At 73.9% G+C, this 25256-nt stretch carries 25 protein-coding genes; 14 read left to right on the top strand and 11 right to left on the bottom strand.

The genetic code is table 11. The features are described from left to right. Positions 1–251 precede the first annotated feature (251 nt). Both ACFY2L_RS25095 and ACFY2L_RS25090 read left to right on the top strand, forming a co-directional pair. On the top strand, positions 252–575 hold the full coding sequence (locus tag ACFY2L_RS25095; protein WP_390657608.1) for a hypothetical protein: 324 nt from the start codon (positions 252–254) through the stop codon (positions 573–575). A gap of 185 nt (positions 576–760) precedes the next feature. Then, positions 761–1300, top strand: coding sequence for an ATP-binding protein (locus ACFY2L_RS25090; RefSeq protein ID WP_390657607.1), 540 nt, complete (start codon positions 761–763; stop codon positions 1298–1300). Between the two features lie 208 nt (positions 1301–1508). Here ACFY2L_RS25090 and ACFY2L_RS25085 read toward each other — a convergent pair whose 3' ends face one another. Next, entirely contained in the window at positions 1509–1790 is a 282-nt protein-coding gene (locus tag ACFY2L_RS25085; protein ID WP_390657606.1) for an SHOCT domain-containing protein, read from the bottom strand. 227 nt (positions 1791–2017) lie between these two features. Here ACFY2L_RS25085 and ACFY2L_RS25080 point away from each other — a divergent pair, with 227 nt between their 5' ends. From ACFY2L_RS25080 to ACFY2L_RS25060, 5 genes are all read left to right on the top strand, one after another. Then, positions 2018–2578 carry a TetR/AcrR family transcriptional regulator gene (locus ACFY2L_RS25080; RefSeq protein WP_390657605.1) on the top strand — a complete coding sequence of 187 codons (561 nt, stop codon included), beginning with the start codon at positions 2018–2020 and terminating at the stop codon, positions 2576–2578. A gap of 8 nt (positions 2579–2586) precedes the next feature. Continuing rightward, on the top strand, positions 2587–2985 hold the full coding sequence (locus tag ACFY2L_RS25075) for a cupin domain-containing protein (protein ID WP_390657604.1): 399 nt from the start codon (positions 2587–2589) through the stop codon (positions 2983–2985). A 9-nt stretch (positions 2986–2994) separates the two neighbouring features. After that, complete coding sequence (locus ACFY2L_RS25070; protein ID WP_390657603.1) at positions 2995–3579, top strand: DUF4865 family protein; 585 nt, start codon at positions 2995–2997, stop codon at positions 3577–3579. Continuing rightward, a complete protein-coding gene (locus ACFY2L_RS25065; protein ID WP_390657602.1) occupies positions 3576–4484 on the top strand; it encodes a phosphotriesterase in 909 nt (302 codons plus the stop codon). Before ACFY2L_RS25070 ends, ACFY2L_RS25065 begins: the two co-directional genes overlap by 4 nt. A gap of 125 nt (positions 4485–4609) precedes the next feature. Next, positions 4610–4795: a DUF1272 domain-containing protein gene (locus ACFY2L_RS25060; RefSeq protein WP_390657601.1), complete on the top strand. Its 186-nt coding sequence runs from the start codon at positions 4610–4612 to the stop codon at positions 4793–4795. Positions 4796–5039: 244 nt separating this feature from the next. Here ACFY2L_RS25060 and ACFY2L_RS25055 read toward each other — a convergent pair whose 3' ends face one another. Further along, positions 5040–5930, bottom strand: a complete 891-nt coding sequence (locus tag ACFY2L_RS25055) for an NAD(P)-dependent oxidoreductase (RefSeq protein ID WP_390657600.1) — start codon at positions 5928–5930, stop codon at positions 5040–5042. A 611-nt stretch (positions 5931–6541) separates the two neighbouring features. Next, positions 6542–7786, bottom strand: a complete 1245-nt coding sequence (locus tag ACFY2L_RS25050) for an ROK family protein (RefSeq protein WP_390657599.1) — start codon at positions 7784–7786, stop codon at positions 6542–6544. A 257-nt stretch (positions 7787–8043) separates the two neighbouring features. Between ACFY2L_RS25050 and ACFY2L_RS25045 the strand changes: the two genes are divergently transcribed. Further along, complete coding sequence (locus ACFY2L_RS25045) at positions 8044–9180, top strand: methyltransferase (protein ID WP_390823505.1); 1137 nt, start codon at positions 8044–8046, stop codon at positions 9178–9180. Here ACFY2L_RS25045 and ACFY2L_RS25040 read toward each other — a convergent pair. Both ACFY2L_RS25040 and ACFY2L_RS25035 read right to left on the bottom strand, forming a co-directional pair. After that, on the bottom strand, positions 9167–10003 hold the full coding sequence (locus ACFY2L_RS25040; protein ID WP_390657598.1) for a ketose-bisphosphate aldolase: 837 nt from the start codon (positions 10001–10003) through the stop codon (positions 9167–9169). The two genes, ACFY2L_RS25045 and ACFY2L_RS25040, sit on opposite strands and share 14 nt — an antisense overlap. Positions 10004–10023: 20 nt before the next feature. Further along, entirely contained in the window at positions 10024–10899 is an 876-nt protein-coding gene (locus ACFY2L_RS25035; RefSeq protein WP_390657597.1) for an SIS domain-containing protein, read from the bottom strand. Positions 10900–10983: 84 nt separating this feature from the next. Between ACFY2L_RS25035 and ACFY2L_RS25030 the strand changes: the two genes are divergently transcribed. Further along, positions 10984–11763, top strand: a complete 780-nt coding sequence (locus tag ACFY2L_RS25030; RefSeq protein WP_390657596.1) for a DeoR/GlpR family DNA-binding transcription regulator — start codon at positions 10984–10986, stop codon at positions 11761–11763. 428 nt (positions 11764–12191) lie between these two features. Here the strand turns inward: ACFY2L_RS25030 and ACFY2L_RS25025 are convergent, their stop codons facing one another. Then, positions 12192–15239 carry an MFS transporter gene (locus tag ACFY2L_RS25025; RefSeq protein WP_390823426.1) on the bottom strand — a complete coding sequence of 1016 codons (3048 nt, stop codon included), beginning with the start codon at positions 15237–15239 and terminating at the stop codon, positions 12192–12194. 149 nt (positions 15240–15388) lie between these two features. Continuing rightward, the gene (htpG, locus tag ACFY2L_RS25020) at positions 15389–17287 is read right to left on the bottom strand and encodes a molecular chaperone HtpG (RefSeq protein WP_390823425.1); all 1899 of its coding nucleotides are present in this window, start codon (positions 17285–17287) and stop codon (positions 15389–15391) included. A 222-nt stretch (positions 17288–17509) separates the two neighbouring features. On the opposite strand from htpG, the gene ACFY2L_RS25015 reads away from it, so the two are divergent. Next, positions 17510–18691: an MFS transporter gene (locus tag ACFY2L_RS25015; RefSeq protein WP_390823424.1), complete on the top strand. Its 1182-nt coding sequence runs from the start codon at positions 17510–17512 to the stop codon at positions 18689–18691. Positions 18692–18785: 94 nt separating this feature from the next. Further along, a complete protein-coding gene (locus tag ACFY2L_RS25010) occupies positions 18786–19535 on the top strand; it encodes a maleylpyruvate isomerase family mycothiol-dependent enzyme (protein WP_390823423.1) in 750 nt (249 codons plus the stop codon). Here ACFY2L_RS25010 and ACFY2L_RS25005 read toward each other — a convergent pair. Next, complete coding sequence (locus tag ACFY2L_RS25005; RefSeq protein WP_390657591.1) at positions 19528–19953, bottom strand: MarR family winged helix-turn-helix transcriptional regulator; 426 nt, start codon at positions 19951–19953, stop codon at positions 19528–19530. The genes ACFY2L_RS25010 and ACFY2L_RS25005 overlap by 8 nt on opposite strands. 86 nt (positions 19954–20039) lie before the next feature. Here ACFY2L_RS25005 and ACFY2L_RS25000 point away from each other — a divergent pair, with 86 nt between their 5' ends. Then, positions 20040–21530, top strand: a complete 1491-nt coding sequence (locus ACFY2L_RS25000; protein ID WP_390823422.1) for an MFS transporter — start codon at positions 20040–20042, stop codon at positions 21528–21530. Positions 21531–21599: 69 nt separating this feature from the next. Beyond that, positions 21600–21884: a DUF6332 family protein gene (locus tag ACFY2L_RS24995; protein ID WP_390657589.1), complete on the top strand. Its 285-nt coding sequence runs from the start codon at positions 21600–21602 to the stop codon at positions 21882–21884. Here ACFY2L_RS24995 and ACFY2L_RS24990 read toward each other — a convergent pair. From ACFY2L_RS24990 to ACFY2L_RS24980, 3 genes are all read right to left on the bottom strand, one after another. Next, entirely contained in the window at positions 21845–22510 is a 666-nt protein-coding gene (locus ACFY2L_RS24990; protein ID WP_390657588.1) for a response regulator, read from the bottom strand. The genes ACFY2L_RS24995 and ACFY2L_RS24990 overlap by 40 nt on opposite strands. Continuing rightward, positions 22507–23757, bottom strand: a complete 1251-nt coding sequence (locus ACFY2L_RS24985; protein ID WP_390823421.1) for a sensor histidine kinase — start codon at positions 23755–23757, stop codon at positions 22507–22509. The genes ACFY2L_RS24990 and ACFY2L_RS24985 overlap by 4 nt, the downstream gene beginning before the upstream one ends. A 192-nt stretch (positions 23758–23949) precedes the next feature. Then, on the bottom strand, positions 23950–24639 hold the full coding sequence (locus ACFY2L_RS24980; protein ID WP_390657586.1) for a TetR/AcrR family transcriptional regulator: 690 nt from the start codon (positions 24637–24639) through the stop codon (positions 23950–23952). A 148-nt stretch (positions 24640–24787) separates the two neighbouring features. On the opposite strand from ACFY2L_RS24980, the gene ACFY2L_RS24975 reads away from it, so the two are divergent. Further along, complete coding sequence (locus ACFY2L_RS24975) at positions 24788–25240, top strand: nitroreductase family deazaflavin-dependent oxidoreductase (RefSeq protein WP_390823420.1); 453 nt, start codon at positions 24788–24790, stop codon at positions 25238–25240. Positions 25241–25256: the final 16 nt, after the last annotated feature.

Raw genomic sequence — 25256 nt, 5'->3', positions numbered from 1 at the left:
GGCGGTCCTGGGGAGCGGACACGCGCACATGGGGGGCGCATTCGCGCGAGTGCTCCTGAATACCCGCACCGGCGTGCCATACGTACTGGTGCTCGACGCCGGGCGCGGGCAGACTGCACCGGGCGGGGCGGAGCTCCGGGACGGGGCGGACAGCCCTGGGGCGTGACGCGGACCCCGGACGGGGGCGCACACTGGGTCACGGACACCACGATTTCGCTCACACGAGTGTGACGGCAAGGGGGCGGGGAGGCATGGCGGAGCCGGAGTTCACGGCGACGGGCGTGCGGATCGGGAAGAGACTGCGTTCGCTCACCCGGGCCGGGCAGGTCCGGATCAACGAGGGCAGGCTGGAGCTGCTCACCAGCTACGGCAGCGAGATCGACAGCGCGCCGGTGCAGGCGGTCCGCGCCTCCAAGCCGTGGTTCGTCCCGGACGACCGGGCGCTGGCCGACCTCAACGGCAACCGGTATCTGCTGACGCTGGGGGACCACGACCCCGCGCCGGGCGAGGCCGGGCCGCCCGCGGCGCGCCGGTTCGTCGAGGCCGTGCGGAAGGCCGCGGGCCGTCACCGCTGAACCACCGCGAGTTGCGCCGACGGACCCCCTGAGTCACGCTGTTCTCACGTCACTCTGGGTTTACCGGCGATAACGCTGCGAACCAGCCCGCCGGCCACCGCAGCAGGCGGCCGCCTTGCGCAGCAGCTCTGCTCGTTCGATCCGAACTCCGTGTTCTTCCGGACCTCAGTCGGGGAGTCGCAGCCGTGATCAGCAACCCAAGCAGGCACTGCACGGTGGAGCTCCAAGCCCTGCCGTCGCGGATCGGCCAGGTCCGCAGAATCGTATCGGCGCAGTTGCGCTACTGGCATCTGGACGCCCTCATCGACCGGGCCGCGCTCGGTGTGACGGAGCTGTTGACCAACGTCCACCTGCACGCCCAGCCCGACAAGTTGTGCGTCGTGGAGATGGAGCTGCTGCTCGACCGGCTCACCGTCTCCGTACGCGACCACGATCCGCGGCTTCCGGTGGTGGGAGAGGTCAGGACCACCGGGACACTGTCCACCTGCGGGCGCGGGCTCGCCATGGTGGCCGCGGTGAGCGAGAGCTGGGGCGCGCGGCCGGACGGCGAGTCCGGCAAGGTCGTCTGGTTCACGCTGCCCGCGCGTGCCGCCGCCCCGGAGCGGTCGGCGCGTCCGCCGCGCCGTACACCCCGCGAACAGGTCGCGCCGCGGTTCGCGGAGGTCGTCTCCGTCGACGCGCACCGGCCCGCCCCTGCCCCCGCCCGGTCCGCCGTCGTCGGCTGACCGGGCGGTGACCCGCCCTCGGTGAGACCCCGTCGGGGTCACCCGGCCGCGACGGCCCGCGGCACGACCATGCGGGCCGTCGCGCCGGGCCGCGTACCGACCCGGGCCACCTCCCGGCAAGCCATGGACCGCGGCCGGGAGCGGGTCCGGCCGACGACCGTCGGCGGCCCGAGGTCGCGGGACGGGCGTCGCCGGGCGGTCGCGGGCGTCATGCCGCACCGCCCCTGCGGCCGAACTCCTCGTCCAGCACGGACAGTCGGCGCCAGTACTCGTCCTCGTCGATCTCGCCCGAGGCGAAGCGCCGGCCGAGGACGGCGAGGGGGGAGTCGGCGGCGGGACGCTCCACGGCGGTGCGGACACCGCGCGGGCCGCGCCACGCGCTGCGGCGCAGCAGCGTGACGACGCCGACGACGACGGCCGCCCAGATCAGCGGGAGGAACAGGATCCAGGGGCCGGGGCCGCCGCCGTCCCAGTGCGCAAGGGTGTTCATCTCGGGTCATCTCCTCGGTGAGGCTCTCGTGGACGCGATGCCTCGAGCGTCCCGCCGGGAGGGGGTCCGGGTCGTCGTACGACCGGGGGCAGTGCGTGTACCTCGTGGGGAGTACGCGCGCGTGCGGTGGGTGCTCCTCTCGTCAAAGCCGACGCGACCCCCTCGAGCGGGTGGCCGGAGACTTCGAGGACTCGACTTCTGTAACTACTAGTATGTACAGTCGCTTCATGAGCACGTCGGAGCGACTGATCGAGTCCACCCGGGAGCTGCTGTGGGAGCGCGGATACGTGGGCACCAGCCCCAAGGCGATCCTGGAGCGCGCGGGCGCCGGGCAGGGCAGCATGTACCACCACTTCAAGGGCAAGCCGGATCTCGCCCTGGCCGCGATCCGGCGGACGGCCGAGGAGATGCGGGCCACCGCCGCGGCGGTGCTCGACGGGCCGGGCACCCCGTACGACCGCATCCGGGCGTATCTCACGCGCGAGCGTGACGTGCTGCGCGGCTGCCCGGTCGGCCGGCTGACGATGGACCCGGACGTCATCGCGAGCGAAGAGCTGCGCGAACCGGTCGACGAGACGATCGACTGGCTCCGGGAACGGCTCGCCCACCTCGTCGAAGAAGGCCGGGAACAGGGCCAGTTCGCACCCGGGCTGGACGGCGAGGAGATCGCCGCGACGATCGTCGCGACCGTGCAGGGCGGGTACGTCCTGGCCCGCGCCTCCGGTTCCCCCGCCGCCTTCGACGCGGGAGTGCGGGGACTGCTCGCGCTCCTCTCCCCCCGCTCCTAGGAGTCCCCGTGCACATCACCCGACAGCGTCCCGACACCCTGCAGGGCCCGCCGGAGAACTTCACCGGCACGGTCTGGCTCGACGAGATCGCCGCTCCCGCCGCCCCGTCCCGGCTGCGGATGTTCAACGTCCATTTCGCGCCGGGCGCGCGCACCGCCTGGCACCGGCATCCGCACGGCCAGGTGCTGCACGTCCTGGAGGGCGAGGGGCTGGTGCAGCGCGAGGGCGGCGCGGTGGAACCGGTCCGCGCGGGTGACACCGTGTGGATCGAACCGGGCGAGCGGCACTGGCACGGCGCCGGACCGCGCACCTTCATGACCCATCTCGCGGTGGTCGAGGCCGCGGAGGACGGCACGACCACCTGCTGGGACGCGCTCGTCGACCCGTACGACCACCCCACCGCCTGAGGAGGCCCGGTGCACGCCATGCAGTACGAGCTCACCCTGCCCGCCGACTACGACACGGGCATCGTCCACGCGCGCGTGTCCCGCGTCGGTCACCTCCTCGACGACTGGCCGGGCCTGGGCCTGAAGGCGTATCTGCTGCGGGAGCGCGGGACGCACGGCTCGCCGGTCAACCAGTACGCGCCGTTCTACCTCTGGAACACCGTGGAGGGCATGAACGCCTTCCTCTGGGGCGGCGGCTTCCAGGGGCTGAGCGAGGACTTCGGGCGGCCGGTGGCACGGCAGTGGACCGGTCTGGCGTACGAGGAGGGTGTCGCCTCCGGTTCCGCCGCCCGGTTCGCCGTACGGCTGCGGCGGCCGGTGCCGGACGGGGCGGTGCTCGGCGAGGCCGCCGGGGAAGCGGTGGCGGAGGCCGGGCGGCTGGCGCGGGAGGACGGGGCGGTGCTCGCGGCGGCTGCCGTGGACACCAGTCGCTGGGAGACCGTGCACTTCTCGCTGTGGGAGCACGACACGCCGAAGGCCGACGGGGACCTGTTCCAGGTGCTGCACCTGTCGGCGCCGGGGCGGGCCGCCCTGCCGCGGGGCCGTCAGTGGTGAGGGCCGTACGGACGGTGCTCGGGGACGTACCCCCCGAGCTGCTCGGTGTGTGCGACGCGCACGACCATCTCTTCCTCAGCACTCCCCTGCTGGCCGGCCAGGAGCTGCGCGGCCTGCACGACGCGCGGGCCGAACTGGCGGCGTTCCGCGGGCTGGGCGGGACCGCCGTGGCGCAGTGGACGCCGTACGGGCTCGGGCGGCGCGCCGCCGATCTGCCCCGGCTGTCGGAGGAGACCGGGGTCCACGTGGTGGCCGCGACGGGGCTGCACCAGGGCGCGCACTACGACGAGGCGACGCTCGACGGACTGCGCGGCCGGCTCGCCGAGGTGTTCGTGGCCGAACTGACCCGGGGCATCGGCACATCGGGGGTGCGGGCCGGGTTCGTCAAGGTCGCGGGTGACTTCCACGGCATCGGGGCGCACACCCGCTGGACGATGACCGCGGCGGCCGAGGCGCACCATGCGACCGGTGCGCCCGTCGCCGTCCACCTGGAGCTGGGCACCGCCGCGCTCGACGTGCTCGACCTGCTGTGCGGGGAACTGGGCGTACCGCCGCACCGGGTGATCATCGGTCACCTCAACCGCTCCCCCGACGGCGTGATGCACCGTCAGGTGGCGCGGCAGGGTGCCTATCTGGCCTTCGACGGGCCGTCCCGCGTCCACCACGCCACCGACTGGCGGATGCCGGACGCCGTACGGGACCTGGTGGAGGCCGGGTTCGGCGACCGGCTGCTGCTGGGCGGCGACACCACGACCCCGGCCGCCCGGGGGGTCGGCGGCGGCCCAGGGATGCCGTATCTGCTGGGCCGGCTCCGGCAGCGGCTGGCGCTCGCCGTGGGCGAGGAGCCGGTGACCCGGATCCTGACGGAGAACCCGGCGCGCGTCTTCGGTGCGGAGTGGCGCTGAGGGCCGGGCAGGGGCGGTGGCCCGATCGTGTCGATCCTTGTCCCGTGCGCGCCCTGTCGGGCGGCCGGACGGCCGGGAAGGATACGTGCCGACGGACGGAACCGCTGGTGAGGAGTGGTGCGACCATGGCCCTGGAGATGCGCGACCGATGCGAGCGCTGTACGACGGCCGTCCTGCCGTACGACGCGCCTGCCCTGATCTGCTCCTACGAGTGCACCTTCTGCGTGCCGTGCGGTGAAGCCCTGGCGGCGGTCTGCCCCAACTGCGGGGGCGAACTGGTGACCCGGCCGCGCCGAGCCGTCGGGGTGTGACGGCACGGGCCGCTGCGCGGGCGCGCGTCCTCAGCCGGACGCCGGGCCGCTGTCCTTCACCGAGCCCCAGCCGTGCCGGCACTCGACCTCGATCCGGGCGCTGACGGGGGGGCGCACCGGACGGGGTGGAGACGGGGCACCCTCGGAGCGCGGGGTCGCCCTCACGCAGGGGGCGGGGCGGTCGAGCAGGTCGACGGGCCTTGGGCCGGAGCAGGGGCTCGGACAGACGGGGTCTCCCCGTGGTTCAGGCAGAGGGCTTCTCGTCGAAGCTGGCGAAATAGGCGGCGACCATGTCCTCGTCGCCGTGCCCCTGCGCGGCCGCCCGCTCCAGACGGTCCGCGCTCGCGGCCGCCACGTCCAGGCGGACGCCGTTGCTGCGGCCCGCCTCGACGATGAGCCGTGCGTCCTTGGCCGCCGTCGCCACCGCGAACTGGGGCGGGGAGAGCCGGTCGTCGAGGACCAGCCGGGCCTTGGCGCGCAGATAGCCCATGTCGAGCGGGCCGCCTTCGATGAGCCCGAAGAACGCCTCCGGGTCGACGTCCAGGGAGCGGGCGAGCGCGAGCACCTCGCCGGTCGCGGCGGTCGCGGCGATGACCCAGCTGTTGGCCACCAGCTTCAGACGGGTCGCGCTGCCCGCGCCGCCGTCCTCCCCGGTCCACACGGTACGTGCGCCGACCGCGTCGAAGACGGGCGCGACCATGTGCCGGTGCTCGGCCGGACCGGCGGCCAGGACCGTCAACTGCCCGGCCTCGGCGGGCTGGCGGGTGCCCAGCACCGGCGCGTCGAAGAACACGAGCCCGTGCTCGCGGGCGAAGGCGGCCAGGTCCCCGATCGCCTCGATGCCGGCGGTCGTCGACTGCACCCAGGCGACGCCGGAGCGCAGGGCGGGTGCGGCCTCGCGCAGGACGTCCAGGGCGGCGGGACCGTCGTACAGCATGGTCAGGACGACGTCGGCGCCCTCGACGGCCTCGGCGGGGGTGTCGGTGACGGTGACGCCGTCGGCGGTCAGCGGCTCGGCCTTGGCGCGGGTGCGGTTCCAGGCGCGGACGCCGAGTCCGGCGCGGGCGAGGTTGCGGGCCATCGCGGCGCCCATGATGCCGGTGCCGAGGACACTCACAGTGATCTTGTCGGTCATGACATCAACCTACTGCGAGGTCCAGCCGACGAGACCGACCAGCCGTGCCTGGTGGCCGTTGGGCATCGGGGCGGGGCGCGCGTTCGCCGGGGCCGCGGCGGGCAGGCCGGTCCGGGCCTCCTGGGCCAGATGCCCACCCGGCGGCCGGGCAGGTCCTCCACCAGCCAGGCGTGCACCACGTCGAGCCGCTCCTCGGGTGTGCCGTCCTGCCGCGCGGTCCAGGACAGCCGGCCGGGAACGCCCTCGCCGGGGCCTGGAACCCGACGACGCTCGCGTCCAGGGGAGGTAAGCCGAACGTGCGGCCGTGAGGCCCTTGCCGCGTCACCCCGTTGCGCCTCGTGGTGAGAGGTGGTCGTGCCGCGGAGATGTCCCGGAGGGCCGCGGTGGCGGCCCGGGGTCGGGCGGGCGCGCGGCGGCCCTGCGGGCACACCCGGGCAGCGGCCCGGAGACGCCGGGGCCGGGGCGGAGGCGGAAGGGGCCGCCGGATCGCGGCCGCCGGGGCCGGCGGCCTCGGGCGTGAGGTGCGCGTCGGAGGCCCCGCAACAGGGCGCCCTCCGACAGGAGTCCGGTTCCGGAGCGGCGATCTGCTCGTGGACCGCCGGGATTTCGGATCAGGCGGCGCCGAGCGCTCCCAGGGGATCGTCGAGCACCGGCTGCCAGGCCAGTTCGGCCGCTCCGACCAGGCTGTTGTGGTCGAGGGTGCAGGCGAGGATGGGGACGCCGCCGCTGCGGCCCCACAGACTGCGGTCCGCGACGACGGCGCGCAGCCGGTCGGGGTCGGCGTCGAGAAGAGTGCGGTGCAGGCCGCCGAGGATGATGCGGTCGGGGTTGAGGATGTTCACCAGGCCGGCCAGGCCCAGGCCGAGCCGGTCGATCAGGGTCTCGGCGGCCGTGCGGACGACCGGGTCGCCGTACTCCTCACGGATCAGCTCGTTGGCCTGGTGGAGCAGGGAACCCTCGGGGCCCGGCTCGCGGCCGGCGGTCGTCAGCAGTGCCAGCGGGTCGGCCTCGACGTCCAGACAGCCGCGGCTGCCGCAGTAGCAGGGGCGGCCCTCGGGGTTGACGGTGAGGTGGCCGACCTCGAGGGCGAGTCCCGAACTGCCCGTGTGCAGACGGCCGTCGAGGACCAGCGCGCCGCCGACGCCGCGGTGTCCGGTGGCCACGCACAGCAGGTCCCGGGCGCCGCGTCCGGCACCGTGCCGGTGTTCGGCGAGGGCGGCGAGGTTGACGTCGTTGCCCGCGAGGGCGGGGCCGGCGATCCCGGCGGCGCGGACCCGCTCGGCGAAGACCTCCCGTACGGGCGCCCCCACCGGCCAGGCGAGGTGCAGGGGGTTCAGTGCCAGGCCCTCGGGTTCGGCGACGGCGGACGGTACGGCGAGCCCGGCGCCCACGCACCGGCGGCCGGTCCGCCGCAGCAGTTCCGCGCCGGCGTCCACGGCGGCGCCGAGCACCTTCGCCGGATCGGCGTCCACCGTCTCGCAGCTGGGCGTGGTGGCGACGATCCGCCCGCCGAGGCCGACCAGCGCGGCCCGGAACCCGTCGGCGTGCACCTGTGCGGCCAGGGCGACCGGGCCCTCCTCCGCGACTTCGAGCCGGTGCGAGGGCCGCCCCTGCGCACCGGCGGCGGCACCGGGCCGCGCGTCCACCCGGATCAGCCCCAGCGCCTCCAGCTCCGCGGCGACCGCGCCGGCCGTGGCGCGGGTGACGCCCAGTTCCGCGGTGAGCACCGCGCGGGTGGGCGCCCGCCCGGTGTGCACGAGCTCCAACGCGGGCCCGAGCGCGCCGCGCCCCCGGTCCAACCGCGCCCTCGAGGTGGTCCCTTCCCCCGCCGGCCGGGGGTCCGCCTTGCCGCTCATGAGGGGGAGTCTCCCATGATCCGTTCGTCGGGTGGCGCCGGGCAGGCCGCCGACCCGCGGGGTCGTCTCCGGCCGCCCGGCCGGACCCGGCTCCTTCGGCCCCGCTCCCGGCGGGGTGCGCGGCGCCCTGGTCTGCGCCGGCCGTGACGGACCGCCGCACGCGCGGGGCTCGCCGTCCCTGACCCCATCCTCCCCTCGGGACCGGCACCCGGCCTGATCTGCGGCTCGGCTAGCCTGGGGGCACCATGAACGACCGTATGACGACGCCGTGGGGCGAGGTCGCCCTGGCCCGCTTCCCCGAGGATCCGCGCGACAGGCTGCGTGCCTGGGACGCCTCCGACGTGTACCTGCTCCGCCACCTCGCCGAGCAGGACGTTCCCCTGTCCGGCACGGTCGTGGTGCTGGGCGACCGCTGGGGCGCGCTGGTCACGGCGCTCGCGGCGCACCGCCCGGTGCAGATCACCGACTCCTGGCTGGGGCAGGAGGCGACCCGGGCGAACCTCGCGCGGGCCGGTGTCGAGACCGGCTCCGTCCGGCTGCTCACCACCCAGGACCCGGTGCCCGAACGGGTCGACGTGCTCCTGGTCAGGGTGCCGAAGAGCCTCGCGCTCCTGGAGGACCAGTTGCTGCGGCTGGCGCCCGCCGTGCACCCGGGCACGGTCGTGATCGGCACCGGAATGGTGAAGGAGATCCACACCTCCACGCTGAAGCTGTTCGAGGGAATCCTCGGCCCGACCCGTACCTCGCTGGCCCGGCAGAAGGCACGGCTGGTCTTCTGCACCCCGGACCCGGCGCTCCACCGCCCCGCCAACCCGTGGCCGTACTCCTACGACCTTCCGGGCGACGTCGGCGCGCTCTCCGGCCGTCCGGTCGTCAACCACGCGGGGGTGTTCTGCGCCGACCGGCTGGACATCGGCACCCGGTTCTTCCTGAAGCACCTGCCGGAGACGTCCGGCACGCGCAGGGTCGTCGACCTGGGCTGCGGCAACGGCATCGTCGGTACGGCGGTGGCGTTGGCCAACCCGGAGGCGGAGGTGCTGTTCACGGACGAGTCGTTCCAGGCGGTGGCCTCGGCGGAGGCGACGTACAAGGCGAACGGGGTGCCGGGACACGCCGAGTTCCGGGTCGGCGACGGGCTGACCGGCGTACCGGACGCCAGCGTGGACGTGGTGCTGAACAACCCGCCGTTCCACTCCCACCAGGCGACGACGGACGCGACGGCGTGGCGGATGTTCAGCGGAGCGCGGCGCGTGCTGCGGCCGGGCGGCGAGCTGTGGGTGGTGGGCAACCGGCATCTGGGTTACCACGTGAAGCTGAAGCGACTGTTCGGTCACTGCGAACTGGTCGCCGGGGACCCGAAGTTCGTGGTCCTGAGGGCGGTCAGGAGGGGGTGAGCAGGCGGAGGGTCCGCTCCACCGTGCCCGCCATCGCCTCCCGTCCCGCGCTCAGATAGCGGCGTGGGTCGACCACCGTGGGATGCGCGTCCAGGAACCCCCTGACCGCCTCGGTCATGGCCAGGTTGAGGGCGGTGCCGACGTTGACCTTGGCGATGCCGCCGGTGACGGCGGCGGTCAGCTGGTCGTCGGGGACCCCGGACGAGCCGTGCAGGACGAGAGGCACGTCGACGGCCGCGGCGAGGCGGGCGAGCAGACGGTGGTCGAGGGCGGCGGTGCGCGTGGTCATCGCGTGGACGCTGCCGATGGCGACGGCCAGCGCGTCCACACCGGAGCCGGCGACGAAGGCGGAGGCCTCCGCGGGGTCGGTGCGGGCACCGGGCGCATGTGCTCCCTTGCCGCCGATCTCCCCCAGCTCACCCTCGATCCACAGGCCTTGGGAGTGGGCCCAGTCGACGGCCGCGCGGGTCGCGGCGAGGTTCTCGGTGTACGGCAGCCGGGAGGCGTCGTACATCACCGAGCTGAAGCCGGCGTCGGCGGCCTGGCGGAGCAGGGGATCGCTCTGGACGTGGTCGAGGTGCAACGCCACGGGTACGGCGGCCCGTTCGGCGGCGGTGACGGCGGCGCGGGCGAGCGGGAGCAGCCGGCCGCGGCGGAACCTGACGGCGTTCTCGCTGACCTGGAGGACGACGGGCGCGCCGGCGGTCTCGGCGCCGGTGAGGACGGCCTCGACGTGTTCCAGCGTGATGATGTTGAAGGCGGCGACGGCGGTGCGGGCCGCGCGGGCACGGGTGACCAGCGCGCGGGTGGTGGTGAGGGGCACGGCGGCTCCTGGTCGTCCGGTCAGAGGATCACGGAGCGGGTGAGGTGGCGGGGCCGGTCCGGGTCGAGCCCCCGGGCCGCGGCCACGGCCACGGCCAGGCGCTGGGCGCGGATCAGTTCGGCGAGCGGGTCGAGGGTGCCGTGCACCCACAACGCCCCGGTTCCGCGCACCTGTTGGGCCAGGCCGTCGGGTGCCTCACCGATCATCCAGGTGGCGGTGCCGGTGGTGCTGACGCTGAGGGGGCCGTGCCGGTACTCCATGGCGGGGTACGCCTCGGTCCAGGACAGTGCGGCCTCGCGCAGCTTCAGGGCCGCCTCGTTCGCCAGCCCCACCGTCCAGCCTCGGCCGAGGAAGGTGAACTGGCCGCATTCCACCAGGCCTTCTGGCAGTGGTTCGGTGAGCGCGGTGCGGGCGTCGGCGACGACGGCGTCGGTGTGCAGACCGAGGTGGGCGCGCAGCAGGGTGAGCGCGGTGGTCGCGAACCTGGTCTGCACGACGGAGAGTTCGTCGGCGTGGTCGAGGACGACGACCTCGTCGGCGGCTCCCCTGACCGGGGTGTGCGGGTCGGCGGTGACGGCGGTGGTGCGGGTGCGTCCCCTGAGGCGCGCAAGCAGGTCGAGCACCTCGGTGGTGGTGCCGGAGCGGGTGAGGGCGAGGACCCGGTCGTAGGGGCGGTGGCGGGGGAACTCGGAGGCGGGGAAGGCGTCCGTCTCGCCCTGTCCCGCGCCCTCGCGCAGGGCGGCCGTCGCCTGGGCCATGAAGAAGGAGGTGCCGCAGCCGACGATCGCGACCCTCTCCCCCGGGGCCGGCAACTCCCGCTGGTACCGGGCGGCTTCGCTCGCGGCCCGGGTCCAGCACTCGGGCTGGCCGGTCAGCTCGTCCTCGACGTGGGTCATGCCCCACCTCTCCCCGACGGTGATTGTTCCTGCAAGATAGAGGCTGCTTTCGAACAACTTCAAGCATGCGAACGGAGAACGCCGATGTCACGCGACGCCCGCTGGATGGCGCTGCTGGAGCTGCTGGCCGAGCGCGGCCGGCTGGACGTGGAGGAGGCGGCGGCGGAGCTGGCGGTGTCGGCCGCGACGATCCGGCGTGACTTCGACCGGCTGGCCGAGCAGCAGATGCTGGTGCGCACGCGGGGTGGCGCGGTGGTGCACGGGGTGTCGTACGAGCTGCCGTTGCGCTACAAGACGGCCCGGCGCGCCTCCGAGAAGCAGCGGATCGCGCAGGCGGTCGCGGATCTGGTCGCGCCGGGCGAGGTGGTCGGACTGACCGGGGGCACGACGACGACGGAGGTGGCGCGGGCGCTGGCCGTGCGCGGCGATCTGACGTCCGGCGCACCGGCGCTGACCGTGGTCACCAATGCCCTGAACATCGCCACCGAGCTCGCCGTACGACCCCAGTTCAAGATCGTGGTGACGGGCGGGGTGGCGCGGGCGCAGTCGTACGAGCTGGTCGGGCCGCTGGCGGACGGGGTGCTGGGGCAGATCACGCTCGATGTGGCGGTGCTCGGGGTGGTGGCCTTCGATGTGACGGACGGCGCCGCCGCGCACGACGAGGCCGAGGCGGCGGTCAACCGGATGCTGTGCGAGCGCGCCGAGCGGGTCGTGGTGGCCGCCGACTCCAGCAAGCTGGGGCGGCGGGCGTTCGCCCGGATCTGCGCGACGGACGCGGTGGACACCCTGGTCACGGACGCGGCGGCCGACACGGGGACGGTCCGGCGGTACGAGGAGGCGGGGCTGCGGGTCGTCGTCGTCTGATCCCGGGAAGGCCGGGCGGTCACCGGGCGGGGCCGGAACGCGGGCCCGCGCGTGACCGGCGCGTCAGGCGGCCGCGGGGCGTGGCGCGCGCGGGGAGCCGTGGATCGCCGCGGCGCGGGCGGCCTGGGCGGACAGCGGGGTGGAGGTGAGCCCGCGGGTGTGCGCGGTGCCGCCCCGGCCGGGCCGGCCGCGCCGGAGCACTTCTCGTCGTGACGGCCGGCTTCGCCTCCCGGCGCGTCCACGGCGCCGTTCGGCTGCCGGTGGGCGGGGTGACGGCGGTCGTCGGGCGGGCGGTGTCTGGCGCTGCTGCCGCCGTGCAGGCCGCGCGGGGCCGGGGGGTTCTCAGGGACACCGGCGTCGGATTCCGGGAAGAAGGACCGGCACCCGAGTGGGGCGGATGCCGGTCCGCTCGAAGGGCGGTGCGTGAACTAGCCGCCGGCGTGGGTGAGTTCGATGTCGTGGTCGTCGACGTCGCCGCCGGCGAGGCTGATCCCGGTCGCCCGGGGCGGGTAGCCGGTCGCGATGACCGTGTACTGGCCGCCGTCCAGGTCGGCGAAGGCGTACGCCCCGTCGGCCCCGGTGGTCGTGGAGGCGACGACGTTCCCGGCGGTGTCCACCAGGGTCACCCGCGCGTCGCCCAGGGGAGCGCCCGCGCCGCGCACCCTGCCCCGGACGCGGGCGCCGGGCCGCAGCTCGACGGCGATCCGGGTGACGCCGGTGGCACCGATCTCCACGGGCAGCGCCACCGGCCGGTGTCCGGGCGAACCGACCACGACGGTCACCGGTCCCGGCGCCAGGTCCGTCACCGCGAACTCGCCCCTGGCGCAGGTCCGCACACTGGCCAGGACGTCCCCGCGCACGTCCGTGACGACGACCACCGCCGCGGCGACCGGCGCCCCGCCACCGGCGGAGCGCACCACTCCGGCGAGCCCGCTGCCACCGACGAGCAGCACGTCGTACGTCACCGGCGTCGCCCCCACCACGACGGTCGTCGCCTGCGGCTGATGGCCGTCGGCGGCGATGATCAGCACGTACGTGCCCTCGCCGGGTGCCTCGACGGCGTAGGAGCCGTCGGGGCCGGTGACCGCGCGCCCCAACTGCCGCCCGCCCAGCGAGATCAGCGTCACCGCGGCCCCGGCCACCGGCGCGCTCTGCGCACCCCGCACCTGCCCGCGCACCGGCCGCCCGCCGCCGCCCGGCTCACCGTCGGCGAGCCCGGGCACCGCCGCGACCAGTTCGGCGACCGCCCGAGCCAGCGGGACGGCGACGGCGGCACCAACGGCTCGCTCGTCCACTCCGGCCCCTGCGGCCAGACGGTCCGCTCCGGCCCCCGCGGCCGGCGCATCCGCTCCGGCTCCCACACCCCGCGCGCCCAGCCCGCCCGGCCCGGCCGGACCCCACCCGGTCACGCCCTGTTCCTCCGCTCCCGGTCCCGCACCCACACCTCGCCCATCCGCCGAGATCCCGGCCCGCTCGTCCGCTCCGACCACACCCCGCTCCTCCGATCCGGTCACGCCCCGCTGCTCCGCTCCCGCCCCCACACGTCGCCCATCCGCCCAGGCCCCGGCCCGCTGGCCCATTCCCACCAGGCCCCGCTCCCCCGGTCCGGAGGCACCCCACCCGTCCGACCCGGCCCCGGACGCCCGCTCGCCCCGTCCGGCGCCCGCGGCCCGCCCCTCCTGTCCGGCCCTCCGCTGGACAGCACCGACCACCACCCGCTCGTCCGGCCCCACTGCCACCGCCGATGCACCCGAACCCACCGCCACCGTCCCCATACCCGTTCCGACCGCAGCCCGCTCGTCCACTCCGACCGCAGCGCGCTCACCCACTCCGACCAGGGCGCGCGCCTCCGCTCCGCCCCCGGTCCACTCGTCGCCTCCGACCGCAGCCCGCTCACCCACTCCGACCGGGGCGCGCGCCTCCGCTCCGACCGCGGCCCACTCGTCGCCTCCGGCCACGGCCCGCGCGTCCGCTCCCGCCGACAGCGCGGCCTCTCTCGCGGCTTCCCTCGCAGCCTCCCCCGCCCCCTCCGCCCCCTCCGCCAGGCCGGCGCCATCGGTCGTCTCCTGCCGCGGGATGAACGCCGCGACCAGCAGCGCCAGAACGGCCGCCCCGGAGCCGACCGCCATGACCACCTTGAACCCGTTCTCGGACGACAGGACGGCAGCGCCGAAGGGGGTGGTCGTCCGCGCCAGGATCACCCCGGCCACGGCAGTCGCGGTCGACGTGCCGATGGACCGCATCAGGGTGTTGAGGCTGTTCGCGGCGGCCGTCTCCGCAGAGTCCACCGCGCCCATGACGAGCGCGGGCATGGCACCGTAGGCGAAGCCGGTGCCCGCGCCGATGACGCACGAGACCAGCACCAGCTCCCACACGGCGTCCATCAGCACGATGCCGAGCCCGTACCCGGCGGCCATGGTCACCGCGCCGAGCATCAGGGTCAGCTTCGGGCCCCGCGCCCTGGACAGCAGCGCGGACACCGGCGCCGTGGCCATCATGACCAGGCCCGTGGGGGCCAGGAGCAGTCCGGTGGACGGCAGCGACCTGCCGAGGCCATAGCCCGTCGCCTCAGGCAACTGCAGGAGCTGGGGAAGGACCAGGGACATCACGAACACGGAGAACCCCAACGCCGTCGAGGCGAGGTTCGTCACCAGCACCTGGCGGTGCGCGCTGGTCCGCAGGTCCACCAGGGGTTCCCCGACGCGCAGTTCGAACAGGCCCCACAGGAGGAGGACCACGATCGCGGCGGCGAACAGACCGAGCGTGGTGGTGCTCCGCCAGCCCCAGTCGCCGCCCTTGGACATGCCCAGCAGCAGACAGACCAGCCCGGCGGCCAGACCGAGGGCGCCCACGACGTCGAAGCGGCCGCCCCCGCGCACTGCCGACTCCGGCACGGTCAGGGGGACGAGCACGGTGGCGAGGACACCCAGCGCTGCGGACGTCCAGAACAGCGCATGCCAGTCGAAGTGGTCCACGACGAGCGCGGCGGCGGGCAGACCGAGGGCGCCGCCTGCGCCGAGGGAGGCACTCATCAGCGCGGTCGCCGAACCGAGCCGTCCGGTGGGCAGTTCGTCGCGCATGATGCCGATGCCGAGCGGGACGACACCGAAGGCGAGACCCTGCAGGGCCCGGCCGACGAGCATCGGGGCGAGCGTGTCGCTGAGGGCGGCGGTGACGGATCCCGCGACCAGCGCCACCAGGCCGACCAGCAGCATGCGCCGCTTGCCGTACATGTCGCCGAGCCGTCCCATGACCGGGGCGGCGACGGCGGCGGCGAACAAAGTGGCGGTGACCGCCCAGGCCGCGTCCGAGGCCGACGCGTCCAGCAGTTCGGGCAGTTCCGGGACGATCGGGATCACCAGCGTCTGCGTGAGCGGGACGACGATCCCGCCGAAGGCCAGCACCGCGACGACGAGGTTGGCCCGTCGCCCGTCAACCTCCCCCGTTCCTGGGGGCGTCGGGTGCGCTCGGGACATGGTCGGGCCTCCGTGGGGGGATGCGAGCCTGCACGACTGCGCAGCATGGTAGGCCCAGTTGATTGAGTCAACCAACTAGAACTTTTGGTGCTCGGGACGTGAAGATTCCGGGCAGGGGGCGCTCCCTGCCCGGAATCCCGCGACGACGGCTACAGCGCGCGCTCGAGGCGGTCCGCCACCAGCTTCACGAACCGCCCGGGGTCCTTCGGCCGGCCGCCCTCGGCGAGTACCGCGAGGCCGTGCAGCAGCTCGGCGGTCCCGGTGAGCTCGGTGCGGTCCTCACGGTCCTTGTAGGCCTGGTTCAGGCCCTTCACGAGCTGGTGGCCGGGGTTGAGTTCGAGGATCCGCTGCGCCTTGGGCACCTCCTGCCCCATCGCGCGGTACATGTTCTCCAGGGCGGGGGTGAGGTCGCCGGTGTCGGAGACGATGCAGGCCGGGGAGACGGTGAGACGCGAGGACAGGCGCACCTCCTTGACGTCGTCGGCCAGTTGCTCCCGCATCCAGGCGAGCAGACCGGCGTACTCCTCGCCCTGCTTCTCCTTCTCGCCGTCGCTCTTCTCGTCGCCCTCGGTGCCGAGGTCGACCTCACCCTTGGCCACGGACCGCAGCCGCTTGCCCTCGAACTCGCCCACCACGTCGACCCACACCTCGTCGACGGGGTCGGTGAGCAGCAGGACCTCGATGCCCTTGGCGCGGAACGCCTCCATGTGCGGGGAGTTCTCGATGCTCTCGCGGGACTCGCCGGTGAGGTAGTAGATGTCCTCCTGGCCGTCCTTCATCCGCTCCACGTAGGCCTTGAGCGTGGTCGGCTCGTCGTCGGCGTGGGTGGTCGCGAAGGACGCGGCGGCGAGGAGGGTGTCGCGGTTGTCTGCGTCGGTGAGCAGCCCCTCCTTCAGGACGGAGCCGAACTCCCGCCAGAACGTGGCGTACCGCTCCGGGGCGGTCTCCCTCATGTCCTTGACCGTGGACAGGACCTTCTTGGTCAGCCGGCGCTGCATCATCCTGATGTGGCGGTCCTGCTGGAGGATCTCGCGGGAGACGTTCAGGGAGAGGTCCGCCGCGTCGACCACGCCCTTGACGAAGCGCAGGTACGGCGGCAGGAGCGCCTCGCAGTCGTCCATGATGAAGACGCGCTTCACGTACAGCTGCACACCGCGCCGGTAGCCCTGGGTGTAGAGGTCGTGCGGGGCGTGCGAGGGCAGGAACAGCAGGGCCTGGTACTCGAAGGTGCCCTCCGCCTGGAGCCGGACGGTCTCCAGCGGTTCCCGCCAGTCGTGGCTGATGTGCTTGTACAGCTCGTGGTACTCGTCGTCGGACACCTCCTCGCGCGAGCGCGCCCACAGGGCCTTCATCGAGTTGAGCGTCTCGGGCTCGGCGGCGCTGTCGCCTTCGCCCTTCTTGGGGACCGTCCTGATCGGCCAGGTGATGAAGTCCGAGTACCGCTTGACGATGTCCCTGATCGTCCAGTCGGAGGTGTAGTCGTGCAGCTTGTCCTCGTCGTCCGCCGGCTTCAGATGCAGGGTCACCGAGGTGCCCTGCGGCGCGCCGTCGACCCTCTCCAGCGTGTACGTGCCCTCACCGCGCGAGGACCAGCGGGTGCCCTGGCTCTCCCCGGCGCGCCGGGTCAGCAGGGTCATCTCGTCCGCCACCATGAAGCCGGAGTAGAAGCCGACGCCGAACTGCCCGATGAGCCCCTCGGCGCTGCCCGCGTCCTGGGCCTCGCGCAGTTCCTGGGCGAACTGCGCCGTACCCGAGTTGGCGATCGTGCCGATCAGCTGTCCGACCTCGTCGTACGACATCCCGATCCCGTTGTCCCGCACGGTGAGCGTACGGGCCTCGGGGTCGGTGTCGATCTCGATGTGCAGGTCGGAGACGTCGGCGTCGAGCGTGTCGTCCCGCAGCTTGGCGAGGCGCAGCTTGTCCAGCGCGTCGGAGGCGTTGGACACGAGCTCGCGCAGGAAGACGTCCTTGTTCGAGTAGACCGAGTGGATCATCAACTGGAGGAGCTGACGGGCCTCTACCTGGAACTCAAACGTTTCGGTCGGCATGGTTCGGGTGTACCTCGCAGGTTCTGGAGTCTCCTGGACTGGTGAGGCCACTTTACAAACACCGGGCGGGCGGGGGGGCGTACACCGGAGCCGCCGCTCTCACCGAGGCCGGCGCCGGACGTCCTCGACGGGTCGCGGGCGACGGGCGTCCTTGTCCTCCCCCGGCCACCCCCCTAGCCTGAGTTTGTGCCGCAAATAAACAAAGCCCGAACGCACAACGCCGTGCCGGGCCCGTCCCTCACCCGCCTCCGGATCGCCCTCACCGCCTTCTTCGCCCTGGACGGCTTCGTGTTCGCCGGCTGGGTCGTGCGCATCCCCGCCATCAAGGAGCAGACCGGCGCCTCGGCCGGCACCCTCGGTCTCGCCCTCCTCGGCGTCTCCGCGGGAGCGGTCGTCACGATGATCCTCACCGGGCGCCTCTGCCGCCGCCACGGCAGCCACCGGATCACGGTGTTCTGCGCCGTCCTGCTCTCCCTCGGCGTCACCCTGCCCCCGCTCACGCACTCCGCCCTCGCCCTCGGCGCCGTCCTCTTCGTGTTCGGCAGCGCGTACGGCGGGATCAACGTGGCCTTCAACAGCGCCGCCGTCGATCTGGTCGCGGCACTGCGCAGGCCGGTCATGCCCACCTTCCACGCCGCGTTCAGCCTGGGCGGCATGATCGGCGCCGGACTCGGCGCGCTCGTCGCCGGATCCCTGTCTCCCACCCGCCATCTGCTCGGCCTCGGAATCGTCGGCCTGCTCGTCACCGCCGTCGCGGGACCGGCGCTGCTGCGTCAGGCGCCGCCCGCCCCGGCGGAATCGCCGGCGCCGTCCCCGGAAACGGTCACCCGCCGTCCCGGCCCCCGCTCCCGCCGGCCCGATCCGCGCTCCCGCCGTCCCGTCCTCGTCTTCGGTCTCATCGCGCTGTGCACGGCCTACGGCGAAGGCGCCCTCGCCGACTGGGGCGCGCTGCACCTGCGACAGGACCTGGGCACCTCGGCCGGAGCCGCCGCGCTCGGCTACGCGGGGTTCGCGCTCGCCATGACCGTCGGCCGGCTGACCGGCACCACCCTCCTCGAACGGCTCGGCCGCACCCGGACGTTGGTGGCCGGCGGTGCCGTCGCGGCGGCCGGGATGCTGCTCGGCTCGCTGGCCCCGGCGCTGTGGGCGGCGCTGTTGGGCTACCTGGTCACGGGGCTGGGCCTGGCCAACCTCTTCCCGGTGGCGGTCGAACGCGCGGGCGCTCTGGCGGGCCCCGGCGGGGTCGCCGTCGCCTCCACCCTCGGCTACGGCGGCATGCTCCTCGGGCCGCCCGCCATCGGCTTCATGGCCGAGTGGTTCTCGCTGCCCGCCGCCCTGACCAGCGTGGCCGTCCTGGCGGGGCTGGCCGCGCTGATCGGCTTCGGTGCGCGGCGGACGGCCTGAACGAGCGAGGGACAGCCCGGCGTCGGGCGGCGAGCGGGGCGCCGAGCGACAAATGCAGCCGTTGGACCGCGCTCCATCCGGCAGACTCACCCGCATGGACACTGCCGAGTTCGTTCACATCCTCGACCGGGAAGGCCGGTCGCTCGCCGACGCGGCAGCCGGGGCGGGCCCCGAGGCCAAGGTGCCGACCTGCCCGGACTGGCAGGTCAGGGACCTGCTGCGGCACACGGGCATGGTGCACCGCTGGGCGAGGTCGTTCGTGGCCGAGGGCCGCAGCGAGCCCCACCCCGGCGCCGGCCTGCCCGACCTCGACGGCGCCGAGCTGCTGGAGTGGTTCCGCGAGGGGCACCGCGGGCTGGTCGACACCCTCACCACCGCACCGCCGGACACCGAGTGCTGGCACTTCCTGCCCGCTCCGTCGCCGCTGGCGTTCTGGGCCAGGCGTCAGGCGCACGAGACGGCGGTGCACCGCGTGGACGCGGAGTCGGCGCTGGGCCGCACACCGCGGGAGAGCGCCGAGAGCCTGCCCGCGGCCTTCGCCGCCGACGGCATCGACGAGTTGCTGAGCGGCTTCCACGCCCGGCCCAGGAGCCGGGTGCGCATCGAGGAGCCCCGGGTCCTGCGGGTGCGGGCGACGGATCTGACGGAGGACGCCGTGTGGACCGTACGCCTGTCCCCCGAGCCGCCCGCGACGGAGCGGACCGCCGACGGGAAGGCCGACTGCGAGATCGCGGGACCTGCGGCGCCGCTCTATCTGGCGTTGTGGAACCGGCTGCCGTTCCCCGCCGTCACCGGGGACGCGGCACTCGCGGAGCTGTGGCGGGAGAAGTCCGCCATCACGTGACGCCGGCGTCCGGCTCGGCCAGCATCCGGGTCAGGACCGCGCGCTGCAGCGGCAGGACGTCGCCGTGCAGCGCGCGCCCCTTGCCGGTGAGCGCGACCCGGACGCCCCGGCGGTCCTCGGCGCACATCCCGCGCTCCACGAGACCGTCCTTCTCCAGCCGGGCGACCAGCCGGGAGAGCGCGCTCTGGCTGAGGTGGACCCGCTCGGCGATCTCCTGGACGCGGTAGCTGCACGAGCCGTCCGCCGAGGAGGGCCCGGCGAGCACGTCGAGCACTTCGAAGTCGCTGCCGCACAGCCCGTGCCGGTGCAGCGCGCGGTCGAGTTCGCACTGGGTGCGGGCGTGCAGGGCGAGTATGCCCCGCCAGCGCTCGGCCAGCGCCTGCTCGGTTCTTCCGGCCTCACCCTTCTTCGCCGCCATGGCCCGCACCGTAGCAGAGAACAGGCATTGTTGCATCGGAATTAAATGCATTTGCATTGGATGCATACGCATGTAGTGTCGTCGCCATGACCTCTCCGCTCATCTCACCCGTGTCCGGCGTGCCCGAGGGGCGCTGGACCTCCCGGTTGTGGGGCACCCTGCTGGTGCTGTGCGCCGCGATGTTCCTGGACGCGCTGGACGTGTCGATGGTCGGCGTGGCCCTGCCGTCCATCGGCTCCGACCTGGAGCTGTCCACCTCGACGCTGCAGTGGATCGTCAGCGGCTACATCCTCGGCTACGGCGGGCTGCTGCTCCTCGGCGGCCGCACCGCCGACCTGCTCGGCCGCCGCCAGGTCTTCCTGGTCGCCCTCGGTGTCTTCGCGCTCGCCTCGCTGCTCGGCGGACTCGTCGACTCGGGCCCGCTGCTGATCGCCAGCCGTTTCATCAAGGGCCTCAGCGCGGCCTTCACCGCCCCGGCCGGACTGTCGATCATCACGACGACGTTCCCGGAGGGCCCGCTGCGCAACCGCGCCCTGTCGATCTACACCACCTGCGCCGCCACCGGCTTCTCCATGGGTCTGGTCCTCTCCGGCCTGCTCACGGAGGCCAGTTGGCGGCTGACCATGCTGCTGCCCGCGCCGATCGCCCTCGTCGCCCTGGTCGCGGGCCTGAGGCTGCTGCCGCGCAGCGAGCGCGAACGCGAGCACAACGGCTACGACGTCCCCGGCGCCGTCCTCGGTACCGTGTCGATGCTGCTGCTGGTCTTCACGGTCGTCCAGGCGCCGCAGGCGGGCTGGGCCTCCGCCCGCACCCTGCTGTCCTTCCTCGCCGTCGCCGTCCTGCTGACCGTCTTCGTCCTGGTCGAGCGGCGCTCGGCGGGTCCGCTGATCCGGCTCGGGGTGCTGCGCTCCGGCAGCCAGATCCGCGCCCAGCTCGGCGCGATGGCCTTCTTCGGGTCGTACGTCGGCTTCCAGTTCCTGGCCACGCTCTACATGCAGTCGCTGCTCGGCTGGTCGGCCCTGCACACGGCCCTCGCCTTCCTGCCGGCGGGCGCGCTGGTGGCGATCTCCTCCACCAAGGTCGGCTCCGTCGTGGACCGGTTCGGCACGCCCCGGCTGATCGCGGCCGGCTTCGCCCTCATGGTCGCCGGGTACGCCCTGTTCCTGCGCGTCGACCTCGACCCGGTGTACGCGGCCGTGATCCTGCCGTCGATGCTGCTGATCGGCGCGGCCTGCGCGCTGGTGTTCCCCTCGCTCAACATCCAGGCCACCAACGGAGTGGCCGACCACGAGCAGGGCATGGTGTCCGGCCTGCTCAACACCTCGGTGCAGGTGGGCGGCGCGATCTTCCTGGCCGTCGTCACGGCGGTGGTCACCGCGGGCGCCCCGGCCGACCCCACCCCCCAGGCCGTCCTGGACAGCTACCGCCCCGGTCTCGCGGTCGTGACGGCGATCGCCGCCGCGGGCCTCCTCATCACCCTGCCCGGCCTGCGCCCCCGACGAGACCGGACCTCGGTCGTGGTCGCCCGGTCCACCCCGGAGGAGGCAAAGGCGGAACGCGTACCGGTCCACGACTAGCGGGAACCCCGACCGTGCGCCCGGCGGGGCTGGTTGCCTCGCCGGGCGCACGGCTGCGACCATCGCCGGATGGGCGGTTCCGGGGGACGACGCACACAGCACGAGCGGGACGCGATCACCGTCGAGATCGGCTACGCGCTGCTCAGCGCGGCGTTCGCGGCGGCGGTCGTGTTCGGCACGGTGGCCGGACCTGCGCTGCTCTTTCAACTCCCGGACAGGCTGGAGTGGTTGCTGATCCGGGCGGGTCTGACGGTGGCGCCCGCGCTGTTCGCGGTCCGCGTGGTGAGCGTGCTCGTGCGTTTCACCCGCTCGGCTCAGCCCAGCCAGCCCGGTCGTACCAAGCCCGATTCGTAGGCCAGGACGACCAGTTGGGCCCGGTCGCGGGCGCCCACTTTGACCATGGCGCGGCTGACGTGGGTCTTGGCGGTGAGGGGGCTGACGACCAGGCGCCGGGCGATCTCCTCGTTCGACAGGCCGATGCCGACCAGCGCCATCACCTCCCGCTCGCGTTCCGTGAGCCGGCTCAACTCGTCCGTCGCGGCCGGCTCCTTGGAACGGGCCGCGAACTCGGCGATGAGGCGGCGCGTCACACCCGGCGAGAGCAGCGCGTCCCCGGCCACCACGGCCCTCACCGCACGCAGGAGTTCGTCCGGCTCGGTGTCCTTGACCAGAAAGCCGGAGGCACCGGAGCGGATCGCCTCGAAGACGTACTCGTCGAGTTCGAAGGTCGTGAGCATGACCACCCTCACCCGCGCGAGCGCCTCGTCCGCGGTGATGCGGCGCGTGGCCGCGAGCCCGTCGAGGAGGGGCATGCGGATGTCCATCAGGACGACGTCCGGGCGCAGTTCACGGACCCTGCGCACCGCCTCCTCGCCGTCGGCGGCCTCCCCGGCCACCTCGATGTCCGTCTGCGCGTCGAGCAGGGCCCGGAACCCTGCGCGGACCAGCGACTGGTCGTCGGCCAGCAGTACGCGGATCACCGGTCCTCCCCCGCCTCGCCGGTCGCCTTCGCCCGCACCGGGAGCACGGCGAGCACGCTGAAGCCGCCGTCGGGGCGCGGCCCCGCCTCGATCGTGCCACCCAGCGCCGCGGCCCGCTCCCGCATCCCGGCGAGACCGTTCCCGCCGCCTCCCGCGTCGGCGCCGGTCGCCGGTCCGTCGTCGTCGATACGGAGCCGTAGCGTCCCGCCCGCCCGGTCGAGCCGCACGCGTGCGTCCCGCGAGCCCGAGTGGCGGACGACGTTGGTGAGGGCCTCCTGGACGATACGGAAGGCGGCGAGGTCCGTACCGGGAGGCAGTCGCGGTGGTTCCCCCGCCACCCGGACCGTCAGCCCGGCGCGCGCCGCCTGTTCCACCAGCTCGGGGAGCCGGTCGAGGCCGGGCGCCGGGGCGCGGGGCGCTTCTCCCGGCGCGCGGAGCGTGTCGAGCACCTGGCGCACCTCGCCGAGCGCCTCCTTGCTGGCGGACTTGATGGTGGTGAGCGCGGTACGCGCCTGTTCCGGGTCGGTGTCGAGGAGGGCGAGGCCGACACCCGCCTGCACGTTGATGACGGAGAGGCTGTGCGCGAGGACGTCGTGCAGTTCGCGGGCGATCCGCAGTCGTTCCTCGTCGGCGCGCCGCCGGGCGGCCTGCGCCCGCTCGGCCCGCTCCCGGGCCCACTGCTCGCGCCTGGCGCGGGCGAGTTCCGCGACCGCCACGATGGCGACGACCCAGCCCGTGACCACGATCTCCTGCCCGAAGGACGCCGGCTGGTCCCCGGACGGGGGCAGCCACCGGTACAGCCAGTGCGCGACCAGCAGCTGGACGGCGCACAGCAGGCCGAGCGCCGTCCAGGCGGCCCGGCGGTGCCCCGCGACGACGGCGGCGAAGCAGGCCACGGCCACCGTCAGGAAGACCGGGCCGTACGGATAGCCGGCACCGAGGTACAGCGCGACCGTGACCGCCGTACCGAACACGACGGGCACCGGATGCCGCTGCCGCCAGAGCAGGATCACGCAGGAGACGAGCAGCAGAACGAGGGCGAAGGCGTCGAGGCCGGCCCGCTCGCCCCGCTGTCCGCGGGCGGCGAAACCCGAACCGGCGAGGACGAGGACGGTCAGCAGCAGTGTGGACCGCCAGGGCCACCGGCCGCCGTCCGGTTCCCCGCCCGGCCGGCGGCGGGACCACGGCGGCCCGTGCCCCCGCCCCCGCCACGGGCCACCGCCCTCGCGCACCCGCTCCACGTCCATGGCTGCCACGCTAGACGCCACCGGCCGCGCCGGACGTCCGCCGGGCGAGGTGATCGTCCGTACTCCCGGTGAAGTACTGCCCGCGCGGCCGGTCCCGTCCGGACGGCGGGGCGGCGGACCGACGGACCGGCCGCACGCGGACCATCGGACCAACCGACCGGACAGCCCCGCGGACGGACTCCGCAGCGGGCGCTACCGCAGACCCACCCCGTGGGCGAGCCGGGTCACCGCGTGCCGGAAGAACGGCTCGCGCTCCTCCACCACCCGGTTGAACTGCCCAAACAGCTCGAAGCCGACGAGGCCGTACAGCTGCGCCCAGGCCGCGACCAGGGCCGTGACCGCTCCCGGCGGGAGGTCGGGGGCGAGATCGCCCGCCATGCGCACGGCCTCGGGGACCAGCTCGTCCGTGAGCAGCGGCACCTCCAGTCCGTGCCGGCGGTGCGCGTCCCGCACGATGCCGATGAGGAGCAGGCCGACCCGGGAGGCGGCCGGCACGGTGGTGCGGGGAGCGCTGTATCCGGGGACGGGTGAGCCGTAGATCAGCGCGTACTCGTGCGGATGCGCCTGCGCCCAGCCGCGTACCGCCTCGCACACCGCCACCCAGCGCCGGACCGGCTCGGCCTCGGCGACGGCGGCGTGCGCCGCCTCCGCACGCTCGCCGAGGGAGTCGTAGGCATCGATGATGAGGGCGGTGAGCAGGTCGTCACGGCTCGGGAAGTAGCGGTAGAGGGCCGAGGACACCATGCCCAGCTCGCGCGCGACGGCCCGCAGGGAGAGCTTGGCCGCGCCCTCGGCGGCCAGCTGTCTGCGCGCCTCTTCCTTGATGGCGGCGGTGACTTCGATCCGGGCGCGGGCACGGGCCCCTCGGGCGGTGCTGGTCATGGGGGCCAGTGTCCCATGAAAGCGGAGCAGTGCACACGTTCGAGAGCGGTGCACATTTAAGAGAGCGGTGCTCTTGCTTTGGGGCGGCGGTGTCGTGCACACTCGACTCAAGCGAGAGCACCGCTCTCTCCATGACTGGGGGTCACCGATGTCGTCGTCGCCTTACTACCTCAAGGGCAGCCCGCTCAACGTCCGCCTCAACAGCGTCATCGGGTGGCTGGCCCGGCACGGGCTCAGCATCGCGGGCACGGCGGAGATGTCCGTGCGGGGCCGCAAGAGCGGGCAGATGCAGCGCATCCCGGTCAACCCGCACACCTACGAGGGCGCGCAGTACCTGGTCTCGGCCCGGGGGCACTCCCAGTGGGTGCGCAACATGCGGGCGGCCGGCGGCGGGGAGCTGCGGGTAGGACGCAAGGTCCGCACGTTCACCGCGGTGGAGCTTCCCGAGGAGGAGAAGCTCCCGGTGCTGCGGACCTACCTGGAGAAGTGGGGCTGGGAGGTCAACCAGTACTTCCAGGGGGTCACGGCCAAGTCCACGGACGAGGAGATCGTCGCGGCGGCCCCCGACCACCCGGTGTTCCGGATCACGGTCGAGGGCTGACCCCCTCGGCCGCCGC

This window comes from Streptomyces sp. NPDC001381 (genome assembly GCF_042895685.1).
GTDB lineage: Bacteria > Actinomycetota > Actinomycetes > Streptomycetales > Streptomycetaceae > Streptomyces.
This window is presented reverse-complemented; position numbering and strand designations above follow the sequence as displayed.